General features: G+C 59.0%; 12 protein-coding genes. 9 read left to right on the top strand and 3 right to left on the bottom strand.

The window, feature by feature from the left end:
• Positions 1–54 precede the first annotated feature (54 nt).
• Positions 55–1,389, bottom strand: a complete 1,335-nt coding sequence (locus tag CX511_RS01930; RefSeq protein WP_101293093.1) for an OprD family porin — start codon at positions 1,387–1,389, stop codon at positions 55–57.
• A 551-nt stretch (positions 1,390–1,940) separates the two neighbouring features.
• Between CX511_RS01930 and tauA the strand changes: the two genes are divergently transcribed.
• From tauA to tauD, 4 genes are read left to right on the top strand one after another with little or no spacing between them, the layout of a single operon-like run.
• A complete protein-coding gene (gene tauA / locus CX511_RS01925) occupies positions 1,941–2,918 on the top strand; it encodes a taurine ABC transporter substrate-binding protein (RefSeq protein ID WP_045180983.1) in 978 nt (325 codons plus the stop codon).
• Between the two features lie 12 nt (positions 2,919–2,930).
• Positions 2,931–3,725 (top strand): taurine ABC transporter ATP-binding subunit, encoded by a 795-nt coding sequence (tauB, locus tag CX511_RS01920; protein ID WP_101293094.1) that lies wholly within the window; start codon positions 2,931–2,933, stop codon positions 3,723–3,725.
• Complete coding sequence (gene tauC, locus CX511_RS01915) at positions 3,722–4,561, top strand: taurine ABC transporter permease TauC (RefSeq protein WP_101293095.1); 840 nt, start codon at positions 3,722–3,724, stop codon at positions 4,559–4,561. The genes tauB and tauC overlap by 4 nt, the downstream gene beginning before the upstream one ends.
• Positions 4,562–4,580: 19 nt before the next feature.
• On the top strand, positions 4,581–5,414 hold the full coding sequence (gene tauD, locus CX511_RS01910; RefSeq protein ID WP_101293096.1) for a taurine dioxygenase: 834 nt from the start codon (positions 4,581–4,583) through the stop codon (positions 5,412–5,414).
• Between the two features lie 102 nt (positions 5,415–5,516).
• On the opposite strand, the gene betT is transcribed toward tauD, so the two are convergent.
• Positions 5,517–7,478, bottom strand: coding sequence for a choline transporter BetT (betT, locus tag CX511_RS01905; protein WP_177327745.1), 1,962 nt, complete (start codon positions 7,476–7,478; stop codon positions 5,517–5,519).
• A 233-nt stretch (positions 7,479–7,711) separates the two neighbouring features.
• Positions 7,712–8,644 (bottom strand): serine O-acetyltransferase EpsC, encoded by a 933-nt coding sequence (epsC, locus tag CX511_RS01900; protein ID WP_045180993.1) that lies wholly within the window; start codon positions 8,642–8,644, stop codon positions 7,712–7,714.
• Between the two features lie 191 nt (positions 8,645–8,835).
• Between epsC and CX511_RS01895 the strand changes: the two genes are divergently transcribed.
• From CX511_RS01895 to CX511_RS01875, 5 genes are all read left to right on the top strand, one after another.
• Complete coding sequence (locus CX511_RS01895) at positions 8,836–9,834, top strand: D-cysteine desulfhydrase (protein ID WP_045180995.1); 999 nt, start codon at positions 8,836–8,838, stop codon at positions 9,832–9,834.
• A gap of 107 nt (positions 9,835–9,941) precedes the next feature.
• Entirely contained in the window at positions 9,942–10,736 is a 795-nt protein-coding gene (gene tcyJ / locus CX511_RS01890; protein WP_045180997.1) for a cystine ABC transporter substrate-binding protein, read from the top strand.
• Entirely contained in the window at positions 10,733–11,401 is a 669-nt protein-coding gene (gene tcyL / locus CX511_RS01885; protein ID WP_101293097.1) for a cystine ABC transporter permease, read from the top strand. The genes tcyJ and tcyL overlap by 4 nt, the downstream gene beginning before the upstream one ends.
• A gap of 3 nt (positions 11,402–11,404) precedes the next feature.
• Positions 11,405–12,166, top strand: a complete 762-nt coding sequence (gene tcyN, locus CX511_RS01880) for an L-cystine ABC transporter ATP-binding protein TcyN (RefSeq protein ID WP_045180999.1) — start codon at positions 11,405–11,407, stop codon at positions 12,164–12,166.
• Between the two features lie 170 nt (positions 12,167–12,336).
• Positions 12,337–13,029, top strand: coding sequence for a hypothetical protein (locus CX511_RS01875; RefSeq protein WP_045181001.1), 693 nt, complete (start codon positions 12,337–12,339; stop codon positions 13,027–13,029).
• The last annotated feature ends 71 nt before the right edge of the window (positions 13,030–13,100 follow it).

The following is a 13,100-nucleotide window of genomic DNA, read 5'->3' as shown; positions in this document are numbered from 1 at the left end:
CGATAGGTAAAAAAAAGCCTCGCGTTAGAGCGAGGCTTCTTGGTTCAACCGGACTTACATGAAGCTGTAAGTGTAGTTGAAGATCAGGCGGGTTTGGTCCACGTCGGCACCGGCTTCGCCGCTGCCACGATAGACACCGTGACGCAGGCTGGTGCCCAGGCCTTTGAAGGTACCTTCCTGAATGACGTAGTCGATGCGAGCATCGCGTTCCCATTCGTTGTAAGAGCCGTCTCCGCTCTTGTTACGGATGTCATCACCACGCAGGTAGGAGATCGAAGTCTTCAGACCTGGAACACCCAAGCGGGCGAAGTCATAGGAGTACTGACCGAACGTGGTGTTTTCACCGGCACGGGCAAACTGGTTGATCATGCTATCGGTGAAGAGGTAGAAGCTTGCACCACCGGCACCTTCGTTGCGGCCATTACCGTCAACCACGTTGCCCTGGTTCAGCCAGACGAAACCACCGTCGTCACCGATTTGCTGATGACCCAACAGGAATGCATGGCCACCCAGGGTGTAGGTGAACATGGCGCTCCAGGTTTTGTTGTCGACCTCGCCAGTGTTCTTGGCATAACCGCCGTTGTTGCTGAACTGATAGCCAACCTCGCCGTTCTTACCATCCGAACTGCTGTCGAAGTAGCGCAGGTCGGTTTTGAACGACTGGTCTTCAGCAATTGGCAGTACGTGTACCAGACCCAGGAAGTGCTGCTTGTAGAAGTCTTCCAGGTTCGAGTAGTAGTACTGCAGGGTCAGGTCTTTGGTGACCTTCCAATCGCCACCGGCGAACTGGAATTTGTTACTGTCCTGAGTTGCGCCAATGCCGGCGACAGACAAACCAGTACGGTTGCTCGATGCCCGGCCCATAGCGTGAGTCAATTGACCCGCATTGATGGTCAGGTTGTCGATTTCTTTAGTCTGAATGGTGCCGCCTTCAAACGTTTGCGGCAGCAGACGACCATCGTTCGAAACCAGGATTGGTAGGTTTGGTGCCAGAGCGCTACCGAAATGAGCTTCAGTCTTGGAGAAGCGCGCTTTAGCGTTAGCACCAAAACGACCCCATTGGCTTACAGCCGAACCATCAGTGTCGCTTGGGAAGAAGCTACTGTTGTTCGGGTGATGGCCTTTGCCACCGTCCAGGTGAATACCCCAAAGGGCTTGAGCGTCCACACCAAAACCAACGACACCCTCGGTGAAACCCGAGATATAATCGAGCTTGAAACCTTGACCAGATTCCCGGCTGCTGTTGCTCCCAGTCTCACGGTCATCGTGATCGAAATACATGGTTCGCGAACTGAGCGACAGCTTGCTGTCTTCCACGAAACCGGCGGCGTTCGCCTGTTGGGCCAGAACCCCCACGGCCACGGCGAATGCCAAGGTCGACTTGTACATGTTTTGCTCCTCTCATTTCTAATTTTTGTGTGTCGCTTACGGCGGGATCTTTGTGTCCCGCTCGACGTCGATTGGCGATTAGCACCAAAGCGTGACCGTCAAGTCAATCGTAACGATTCATTTCACGACTTTGGTCTAATACGTCAACCCTTGGCGTCAAGGATAATGACAATCCTATAAATCCAAAAAGACTTATTTCGTAATTTTTCAGATTATTACGGAATATGGACCGAAATTTTCTCCGCTGCCGTTGTCGGCACACGCGCAAATTCCTAAAGGCTATTTGCTTGCAGGTTTTTAGATCGCTCAGCGTTTGAGACCCCGCGTTTACCTACCGCCCCCTTCTGCAACTCACCCGCATCTTTTCGTGTTCTGTAGGCCTTGGCATTGACCATCGTCAGGTTTAGAGGATGACCGCTTGCTGTCCAGGCCCGGTCACTTAAAGCGATTGGCTCCTAAGCTAATGCTAAAAAGTTATTTATTTTACTTTTCTTAGATCATTTAGCCTTTCAGCCATTGCTTCCCACCGACCGCCTGACAAGGAGTTCACCATGACCCTGCATGCTCCGCTGCGCCTGTTTGCCGCCCTGACCCTGACCGGTGCAAGCTGGTTTGCCCAGGCGGCCGACCTGACTGTTGCCTACCAGACTACCGTGGACCCGGCGAAAGTCGCCCAGGTCAACGGCGACTACGAAAAAGCCAGCAAAGCCAGTATCGACTGGCGCAAGTTTGACAGTGGTGCCGATGTAATTACCGCCGTCGCCTCCGGCGATGTACAGATCGGTTACCTCGGCTCCAGCCCCCTGGCCGCCGCCGCCACCCGCAAGCTGCCCGTGGAGACCTTCCTGATCGCCACGCAGATCGGCGCGGCCGAAGCCCTGGTGGCACGTGATGGCGCCGGGATCAACTCGCCTCAGGACCTGGTCGGCAAGAAAATCGCCGTGCCGTTCGTTTCAACCGGTCATTACAGCCTGCTGGCTGCACTTAAACAGTGGAACATCGACCCGGCCAAGGTACAGATCCTCAACCTGGCGCCACCGGCGATCATTGCCGCCTGGAAGCGGGGCGATATTGATGCCACCTACGTCTGGGACCCTGCACTGGGTGTCGCCAAGGAAAACGGCAAGGTGCTGATCACTTCCGGTGAACTGGCCGAGAAAGGCGCACCGACCTTCGATGCCTGGATCGTGCGCAAGGACTTCGCCGTCAAGCACCCTGAAATCGTCAAAGCTTTTGCCAAAGTCACCCTGGATGCCTATGCCGACTACCGCAAAGACCCTCAAGCCTGGCTGGCCAATCAAAGCAACGTCGACAAGCTGGTCAAGCTCTCCGGCGCTAAGGCCAGTGATATTCCGGGCTTGCTGCAGGGCAACGTGTTCCCGCTGGCCGCTGATCAGGTAGCCGCCCTCGGCGCGCCGACCACCCAGGCCATCACCGACACCGCCACCTTCCTTAAAGAGCAAGGCAAGGTCGAGGCAGTACTGCCGGACTACGCGCCCTACGTCAGCGCCAAGTTCATCGCCAATTGATCGGAGCTCGTCATGGCATTGCTTGAACTGGAGCGTATCAGCGCACAGTACCCCGGCGCAGCCGAACCGGTGCTGGCCGACATCAACCTGAGCCTGGGCCCACAGCAACTGCTGGTGGCCCTCGGCCCTTCGGGTAGCGGCAAAACTTCACTGCTCAACTTGATTGCCGGCTTTGTTGCGCCCAGTGCTGGGCGTATCACCCTTGATGGGGTGGCCGTGCAAGGGCCAAGTGCCGAGCGCGGCGTGGTGTTTCAGGATGACGCCCTGCTGCCCTGGCAGGATGTTCTGGCCAACGTTGCCTTCGGTCTGGAATTGGCGGGCGTGGCGCGCCCGGAGCGTGAACGCAAGGCGCAGGAAATGCTCGCCCTGGTAGACCTGGCCGATTTCGGCAAGCGCCGCATCTGGCAGTTGTCCGGCGGTCAGAAACAACGCGTGGGCCTGGCCCGCGCATTGGCCGCCGACCCACGCGTGCTGCTGATGGACGAGCCATTCGGCGCCCTGGATGCCTTTACCCGAGAACAAATGCAGGAGCTGCTTCTGCAGGTCTGGCAACGTACGGCGAAACCGGTGTTCCTGATTACTCACGACATCGAAGAAGCCGTGTTCCTCGCCACTGACCTGATCCTCCTGGCGCCCAATCCTGGGCAGATCGTCGAGCGCCTGCAGCTGGATTTCGGTCAGCGCTACGCCGCGGGAGAGTCGGCCCGGACGATCAAATCCGACCCACGCTTTATCGAAACCCGCGAGCACGTGCTCAGTCGGGTGTTTTCCCAACGCAGCGCCGCCGTGCGGCAGGAGTTTGCATGAGCAGCCTGGACGTGTCGGTCGCGGCCAAACGCAAAAACCCAACAACACCGGTTGCCAAGCCTCGTCGCAGCCTGAGCACACGCTGGATCAGCAGCCTGACCCTTCTCACCTTGCTCCTGCTGTGGTGGGCAGTGACCGCCGCTCAATGGATTGAGCCACTGTTCCTGCCACCCCCGGAAGCGGTACTGGCCAAGGCCTGGTTGCTGCTGACGCAAGGCTATATGGAATCGACCCTGTGGCAACACCTGGGCGCGAGCCTGGGACGCATCGGCCTGGCGCTGGGTGCGGCGATTGTCACCGCGATTCCGATCGGCATCGCCATCGGCCACAACCGCATCGCCCGCGGCATCCTCGACCCGCTGATCGAGTTCTACCGGCCTATTCCACCCTTGGCCTACTTGCCGCTGATCGTGATCTGGTGCGGCATCGGAGAGCTGTCCAAGGTACTGCTGATCTACCTGGCGATCTTTGCGCCCATTGCCATTGCGACCGCCACCGGCGTGCGCACTGTCGACCCGACCAAGCTGCGTGCGGCGCAATCGTTGGGTGCTTCGCGGGCACAGTTGATTCGCCATGTGATTCTGCCCAGCGCCCTGCCCGATATCCTCACCGGTGTGCGCATCGGCCTGGGCGTCGGTTGGTCGACCCTGGTGGCTGCCGAATTGATAGCCGCCACCAGCGGCCTGGGTTTCATGGTCCAGTCGGCTGCGCAGTTCCTGGTCACTGATGTAGTGGTGCTGGGCATTCTGGTGATCGCCTTGATTGCCTTCGCTCTGGAAATGGGGCTGCGTGCCCTGCAGCGTAAGTTAGTGCCCTGGCATGGCCAGAGCCATTGAAGCCTAAGCGAGAACAACCATGAGCCTGACTATTACCCCGCTGAGCATTGCCCTCGGCGCACAGATCAGCGGCGTTGACCTCAGCCGTGAGATCAGCAGCGAACACCGTGATGCCATCGAACAGGCCTTGCTCAAGCATCAGGTGCTGTTCTTTCGCGAGCAGCCAATCAACCCGCAACAGCAGGCCGACTTCGCCGCTCGGTTTGGTGACCTGCATATCCATCCGATCTACCCCAATGTGCCGGAAACGCCGCAGGTGCTGGTTCTCGACACGGCGGTAACCGACGTGCGCGACAACGCTGTCTGGCATACCGATGTCACCTTCCTGCCGACCCCGGCACTGGGTGCAGTGCTCAGCGCCAAGCAGCTACCGGCCTACGGTGGCGATACCTTGTGGGCCAGCGGTATCGCCGCCTTCGAGGCATTGTCGGCACCGCTGCAACAGTTGCTCGATGGTTTGAGCGCAACCCATGACTTCACCAAGTCGTTTCCGTTGGAGCGCTTCGGCACTACGCCTGAAGACCTTGCGCGCTGGGAAGCGACGCGGCGCAACAACCCGCCACTGTCACACCCGGTGATCCGTACGCACCCGGTCAGCGGGCGCAAGTCGCTGTTCGTCAATGAAGGATTCACCACGCGAATAAACGAGCTGAGCGAGGCGGAAAGCGAGGCGATACTCAAACTGCTATTTGCCCATACCACCCGGCCGGAGTTCACCATTCGCTGGCGCTGGCAGGAGAACGACGTAGCGTTCTGGGATAACCGCGTGACTCAGCATTATGCGGTGGATGATTACCGGCCACAGCGGCGGGTAATGCATCGGGCAACAATCCTGGGGGATGCACCGTTCTGAGTCTGCGGTGTAGCTATCGCCGGCAAGGCCGGCTCCCACAGGACTAAGGTTCAACCTTAGCCAATGTGGGAGTCGATCTTGTCGGCGATTAGGCCAGCAGGGTCAACGCACCAGATGCAAGAACTGCATATGCCGCTCGTACTGATCGAGGATGTCGTTGATGATCTGCTCCTTGCTGTAGCCCACCAGGTCATAGTCCTGGCTGCCTTCGCTCAGATGCACCTCGGCACGGTAGTAGCGACGGTTCTTCAGCTCCTGGGTGCCCAGCCCGCCCAAGGCGAACGATGGCGTGAAGTAGCCACGCATCTGCACCTGATAGATGAACGGCTGCTCCTCACCATGGCCAATCTTCAGACTGACGTTGTCATGGCTCGGGTCTTCCTGGGTGATGACGTTCAGGCCCTTCTCGACGAACACTTCAGTGACCTCGGCAATCGCCGGGCGCACCACGTCATCCATGAACCGATAGACCTCATCCCGTGATGGGAAGTGCACCGCTTGGCTCAAGCGCTGGCGCCAGCCACCACGGCCGCGGCGCGAGTTGGCGAACGGTGCCAGCGAATGCAACTGCGCAATCTGCCGCTGCGACTCCAGGTAGAACGCCTTGTGCAGGCCCCACATCATCGCCAGGAGGATCACCGAGAATGGCAGTGAGGTCAGCACCACCGCTGACTTCAACGAGTCGATGCTACCGGCAAACAACAGGCCGATCGTTACCAGGGCAGTCATTGCGCCCCAGAACACCCGCAACCAGTTCGGGCCGTCTTCATCAGGGTTACCCCCGCGGGCCGACAAGGTCGACAGCACCACGGTGCCAGAGTCGGCAGAGGTAACGAAAAACACAAAGCTGATGAACACCGTGACCGCGATCACGGCCTTGCTCCACGGATAGGTTTCCAGCAGCAGGTAAAGCGTCATCGACGGGTTGTCGATGGCTGATTGGCCTAATGCAGTCATACCGTGATCGAGCACCTGCGACATTGCGCTGTTGCCGAAGATCGACATCCACGCCAGGGTGAAACCCAGCGGGATCAGCAGCACGCCGAAGACAAACTCGCGAATGGTCCGGCCACGGGAAATCCGCGCAATGAACAGACCGACAAAAGGCGCCCAGGCAATCCACCAGGCCCAGTAGAACACGGTCCAGCCGCCCAGCCAGTCACGGGCTTCGTTGTAGGCATAGACGTCGAAGCTCTTACGCGGCAGCGCTCCGAGGTAATCACCCAGGTTCTGAATCAAGGTATTGAACAGGTGCTGGGTAGGCCCGGCGAACAGCACGAACAACAGCAGCGCACAGGCCAGGAACATGTTGATGTCGGACATCACCCGCACACCCTTCTCGACTCCGGCCACCGCCACCGCTACCGCCGCGCCCATCATCAGGGTGATCAGCGCCACCTGCACCCATTGGGTATGAGGAATGCCAAACAGGTAGTCCAGGCCCGAGTTCAGGTGCAGTACACCAAAGCCCATGTCCGCGCCCAGACCAAAGACCGTGGCAATAATGCCAAAGCCGTCCACGGCATAGCCGATGGGCCCGTTGATACGCTTGCCGATCAGCGGGTAGAGCGCTGAGCGCAGCGCCAGCGGCAGGTTATGCCGATAGGCGAAGTAGGCCAGGGCCATACCGACGAAGGCAAACACCCCCCAGCCATGCAGGCCCCAATGCAGGAACAGCAACTGCATGGCCTGACGCCCGGCCTCGACTGTTCCGGCTTCCCCTTGGGGCGGTTGGAGCATGTGAGTCAGTGGTTCGGAGACGCAAAAGAAGAACAAGGTAATACTGATGCCAGCGGCGAAGAGCATGCCGGCCCAGGACAAGTAGCTGAACTCGGGTTCGTCGTGGTCGGCACCGAGCTTGATCTTGCCGTAACCGGACAAGGCGGTGACCACCACGAAGACCAGGTACAGCGTCATCGCCAGCATGTAGTACCAGCCGACCGTGTTGGCCGCCCAGTTCTGCGCCGCCAGCAACCATTCGCCGGCCGCCTGCGGATTGCTGATGACCACCAGTCCGAAAATGAGGATAAAACTCGCCGCGAAGTAGAAAACCGGCGGATTCATGCGGATTTTGCCGCTAGGTAAGGAACTCGGCGCACCCATTAAATGTGCACCTCGACATGAGGGGAAAGGCTTGGATTGAACGGGTTCGGCAAAGGGTTTTCTCCTTTTGAACACCGGCAGCGGACCACCGTTTTAACTTGAACAAGCGTTCAAGTTAAACACGGATGGGGGTCGCGATGCGACCCAGTGCCGCAACTCAAGCCTGGGGCAAGGCCCTAGACACCATTGCGAATTTACTTTTGAGTGCCGTCATCATGCTGCAAATTGGCCTGGGTCAGGTTGCTGCCCGGAACCACGCTGCGGGTCAGCCAGACATTGCCACCAATGGTCGAACCCTTGCCAATAGTGATGCGTCCCAGAATAGTTGCGCCGGCATAAATCACCACGTCGTCTTCGACGATCGGGTGACGCGGATGGCCCTTTTGCAACTGCCCATCCTCGTCCGCCGGAAAGCGCTTGGCCCCCAAGGTCACGGCCTGGTAGATGCGTACCCGCTCACCAATGATTGCGGTTTCGCCAATCACCACACCCGTACCGTGGTCGATGAAGAAGCTTTTTCCGATCTGAGCACCAGGATGGATGTCGATACCGGTCGCCGAATGCGCCAGCTCCGAACTGATCCGCGCCAGTAACGGCAGGCCAGAACGGTAGAGGTGGTGGGCCAGGCGATGATGGATCACCGCAAGAATACCCGGATAGCACAGCAACACCTCATCGACACTGCGCGCCGCCGGGTCACCATGGAAGGCCGCCAGCACATCGGTATCGAGGATGCTGCGCAAACCCGGCAGGGCTGCGGCGAAATCCTGAATCAGACGCAGCGCCTTGGCATCGACCTCAGCGGCATCGCACTTGCCTTGGCGAGCGACGTAGCGCAGCTCCAGACGCGCCTGGGCATGCAAAGCTGTCAGGGCCGAGTCGAGGGTATGACCGACGTAGAAATCCTCGCTTTCCTCGCGCAGGTCGACAGGCCCCAGGCGCATGGGGAAAAGCGCCCCACACAATTGCTCGAGGATGTGCCGCATGGCTTCGCGCGAAGGCAATTCCCGCCCCCCCTGCTCGCCACTGCTACGGCCATTGCTGCTGCGCCATTTGTCACGGGCGCTGCGCAAGCCGGCAACGATGCCCTGCAATTGCCAATGCCCTGTTTGCGCGTTCTCGCTCACGGTTACGTCTCCCTGTCGCTACGGTGAATGGAATGAAAATGCTGTCAGATCAGCCCTCACTGTACGGCAAATGCCCTTACGGGAAAAAATAATCCGTTATTCCAAAACGCGATAAATCAGGCATAAGGCCGGAAGTTGCCCACTGACCAGAGGCTGCCTATAGTCGAATTTTCCCTTGCAGATGTATTGCCATGATCGACCGACAGCTATCCCGCTTCAATCGTCTGGACCTGCTTGGCGCGCCGACCGCGCTGGAAAAACTGCATCGCCTCTCGGCCTGGGTCGGCCGAGACATCTACGTCAAACGTGACGACTGCACTCCCCTTGCTCTGGGCGGCAACAAGCTGCGCAAACTCGAATACCTGGCGGCCGATGCCTTGAGCAAGGGCGCCGACACGTTGGTTACTGCCGGTGCGATCCAGTCCAACCATGTGCGCCAGACCGCGGCGCTCGCCGCGCAACTGGGCCTGGGTTGTGTCGCACTGCTGGAAAATCCGATCGGCACCGATTCACCGAATTACCAAAGCAACGGCAACCGTCTGTTGCTGGAACTGTTCGACGCCAAGGTCGAGCTTGTGGATAACCTCGACAACGCCGAGCAACAACTGCAAGCCCTGGCTGTACGCCTGCATGCCAGCGGGCGCAAACCCTACATCGTGCCGATCGGCGGCTCCAATGCGCTCGGGGCGCTGGGCTACGTACGCGCAGGCCTGGAGCTTGCCGAACAGATCAAACACGGCGGTCAGCGCTTTGCCGCTGTGGTGCTCGCTTCCGGCAGCGCTGGCACTCACAGCGGCCTGGCCTTGGCCTTGGCCGAAGCCCTGCCAAAGCTGCCGGTGATTGGTGTGACGGTGTCCCGCACAGATGAGGCCCAAAGGCCCAAGGTCCAGGGGCTTGCCGAGCGCACGGCTGAACTTCTCGGCGTGCACTTGCCCAAGCACTTCAAGGTCGAACTGTGGGACGAATATTTCGCCCCTCGCTATGGCGAGCCGAACGCTGGCACCCTCGCCGCCATTCGCCTACTGGCCAGTCAGGAAGGTTTACTGCTGGATCCGGTGTACACCGGCAAGGCCATGGCCGGCTTGCTCGACGGCATTGCTCGCCAGCGATTTGACGACGGCCCACTGATTTTCCTGCATACCGGTGGGGCACCGGCATTATTCGCCTACCCTGAGGTCTGGAACAGCTGAACTAATTATTCCCAAATAATATAAGAAGATGCATTTATATTATTTTTAAGCCTATTAACGTCACCCTATAGTCGCCTACCACTACACAACAACATTGGGGCTTCGTCATGACAGTAATCGGAAAACAGCTTCTCAACGCGAGCGTCGCCCTGCTGTTGGGTGCCAGTCTGCTCAGCCACGCGGTTGCCGGTGAGCAACTGAAATCCATCAAGGAAAAGGGTGTAATCAGCGTTGGCCTGGAAGGCACCTACCCCCCATTCAGTTTCGTCGATGCAGACGGCAAGCTGGCCGGGTTCGAAGTGGAACTGTCCGAGGCCCTGGCCAAGGAGTTGGGCGTCAAAGCCAAGCTGCAGCCGACCAAATGGGATGGCATCCTCGCCGCGCTTGAGTCCAAGCGCCTGGACGTGGTGATCAACCAGGTGACCATCTCTGAGGAGCGCAAGAAAAAATACGACTTCTCCCAGCCCTACACCGTTTCCGGCATTCAAGCGCTGGTGCTGACCAAGAAAAAGGATGAGCTCAATATCAAGACCGCTGCCGACCTGGCCGGTAAGAAAGTCGGCGTAGGCCTGGGCACCAACTATGAGCAGTGGCTAAAGGAGAACGTCCCGCAGGCCGAAATCAAAACCTACGACGACGACCCAAGCAAGTTCCAGGACCTGCGCGTTGGCCGCATCGACGCCACCCTGATCGATCGCCTGGCCGCACTGGAGTACGCCAAGAAGGCCAAGGACACCAGCGTCACCGGCGAAGCCTTCTCTCGCCAGGAAGCGGGCATAGCACTGCGTAAGGGTGAGCCGGAGCTGCTCGAAGCCCTCAACAAGGCACTGGACAAGCTGCGCGCCGACGGCACCTTGAAGCAAATCTCCGAGAAGTACTTCCAGGCTGACGTCACTCAATGATCGAGGAAAGCCTGCAGCTTGCCCTCGACAGCGCGCCCTTTCTGCTCAAGGGCGCGTACTACACGGTGATCCTCAGCCTCGGCGGGATGTTCTTCGGCCTGTTGCTGGGGTTCGGCCTGGCGCTGATGCGGCTGTCGTCACTCAAGCTGTTGAGCTGGACGGCGCGGGTTTATGTGTCGTTTTTCCGTGGTACACCGCTGCTGGTACAGCTGTTTATGATCTATTACGGCCTGCCGCAGTTGGGACTGGAGCTGGACCCGTTGCCGGCAGCGCTAATCGGCTTCTCGCTGAACATGGCCGCCTACGCCTGTGAAATCCTCCGTGCCGCGATTGGCTCGATCGATCGCGGCCAATGGGAAGCGGCCGCCAGCATCGGCATGACCCGTGGCCAGGCCATGCGCCGGGCGATCCTGCCTCAAGCTGCGCGCACTGCTTTACCCCCGCTGGGTAACAGTTTTATTTCTCTGGTCAAAGACACCGCTCTGGCCGCCACCATTCAGGTGCCCGAACTGTTCCGCCAGGCCCAATTGATCACGGCTCGTACCTTTGAAATCTTCACCATGTACCTTGCCGCAGCACTGATTTACTGGGTGCTGGCCAGCGTTCTCGCACACTTTCAGAACCGCCTGGAAGCGCGGGTCAACCGACACGACCAGGAGTCCTGAGGCATGATTGTGGTAGAGCGACTGAGCAAGCAGTTCAATGGTCAGACGGTACTCAAGGACATCAGCCTCAAGGTCGACGCGGGTGAAGTCATCGCCATCATCGGCCCCAGCGGTTCTGGCAAGACAACCTTTCTGCGATGCCTGAATCTGCTGGAAACGCCCAGTAGCGGCCGTATCCAGGTCGGTGATGTGGAAATCGATGCCAACCGCCCGCTCAGCCAGCAGCAAGGGTTAATCCGCAAGCTGCGCCAGCAGGTCGGCTTCGTGTTCCAGAACTTCAACCTGTTCCCCCATCGCACGGCACTGGAGAACGTCATTGAAGGCCCCCTGGTGGTCAAGAAGACACCTCGTGAACAGGCCGTCGCATTGGGCATGAAGCTGCTGGCCAAAGTCGGTCTGGCAGGCAAAGAAACGTCCTACCCGCGCAAGTTGTCCGGTGGCCAGCAGCAACGGGTGGCAATTGCCCGCGCCCTGGCAATGGAGCCCGAGGTAATTCTCTTCGACGAGCCCACTTCGGCCCTGGACCCCGAATTGGTCGGTGAGGTACTGGCAACCATTCGCGGCCTGGCCGAAGAAAAGCGCACCATGATCATCGTCACCCACGAGATGAGCTTTGCCCGTGATGTCGCCAACCGGGTGATCTTTTTCGACAAGGGGGTGATTGTCGAACAGGGTGAAGCCCGCACGCTGTTCGCTCACCCGAAGGAAGAGCGCACGCGTCAGTTCCTCGGCAAATTCCTCGGTACCCAGAACACCGGGTACTGAGTTTCCCGCCAGACACCATCCCCTACCTCACCTACAGGTTTTTCCTGTGGGCGTAGTCCTGTTCCGAAGTTTGCCACTGTCGGCCAATTGGCAGTGCGCGGGCTTGATCCTTTGCGCTTGCTGGCCAATAACCGCCAATCCCGCAGATGACCATGCCAAGGATGCGCACCATGCCCCATGTCAGCCAAGGACCCGAACTTTCCCCGCCAGCCCTTCCCGGCATCAATGCTGGCGGTATTGGACGCCACAGCGCGGCACGCTTGCGCGCACGCGTGCAGATCCAACCACCAATGGAAGCCGGCGATCTACTCACCCTGTTCTGGGGGCAACGCTTTGTTGCCGCCCACACCCTGCAAACTCAGGAAGCGGATGACAGTATCGATTTTCGTGTACCCGCTGCCCTGCTGCACAGCGGAATCCACCGCCTGCATTATCGTCTGCTCAAGCCCGGCAGTCGCCCACTGCGCTCACCCGAGCTGCAGGTATTGGCCAAACTCGACTGCCCAGGTGGCAACGGCGCCCACGCGCACCTGCAGCCCGTGCAACTAGCGAGTCAGCTGCGTCGCGAAGGCCTTTTCCTCAATAGCCTGTGTGGCGATCTACCCTGCACCCTGGCTCCGTATCAAAACATGGCCAAAGGCGATCGGGTTACCTTGCGTTGGGGCGACCTGCGCTTTGACCTGCCGACCTTGAAGCAGTGCCAGGTCGGCCATCCACTGCAGGCGAAGATCCCTTTGGCGCTCATCCACGAAGGCGGACCAGACCCACACCTGGAGCTGAGCTACTGCATTCTTGACCGAGTCGGCAACTGCTCGCAGTGGGCACCCGCCGCCTACCTTCGGGTATACGCAAAGCGTCGTTGAGCGCTTCTATATTTATTCCAAAAAGTTAGTTTATTTAATTTTTATACAGCATTAGGGTATATAAACCGGAC

Origin of the sequence: Pseudomonas sp. S06B 330, assembly GCF_002845275.2 — a bacterium.
Classification (GTDB): domain Bacteria; phylum Pseudomonadota; class Gammaproteobacteria; order Pseudomonadales; family Pseudomonadaceae; genus Aquipseudomonas.
Note: the sequence above shows the minus strand (reverse complement) of the source record. Positions and strands in the feature narration are given on the sequence as shown.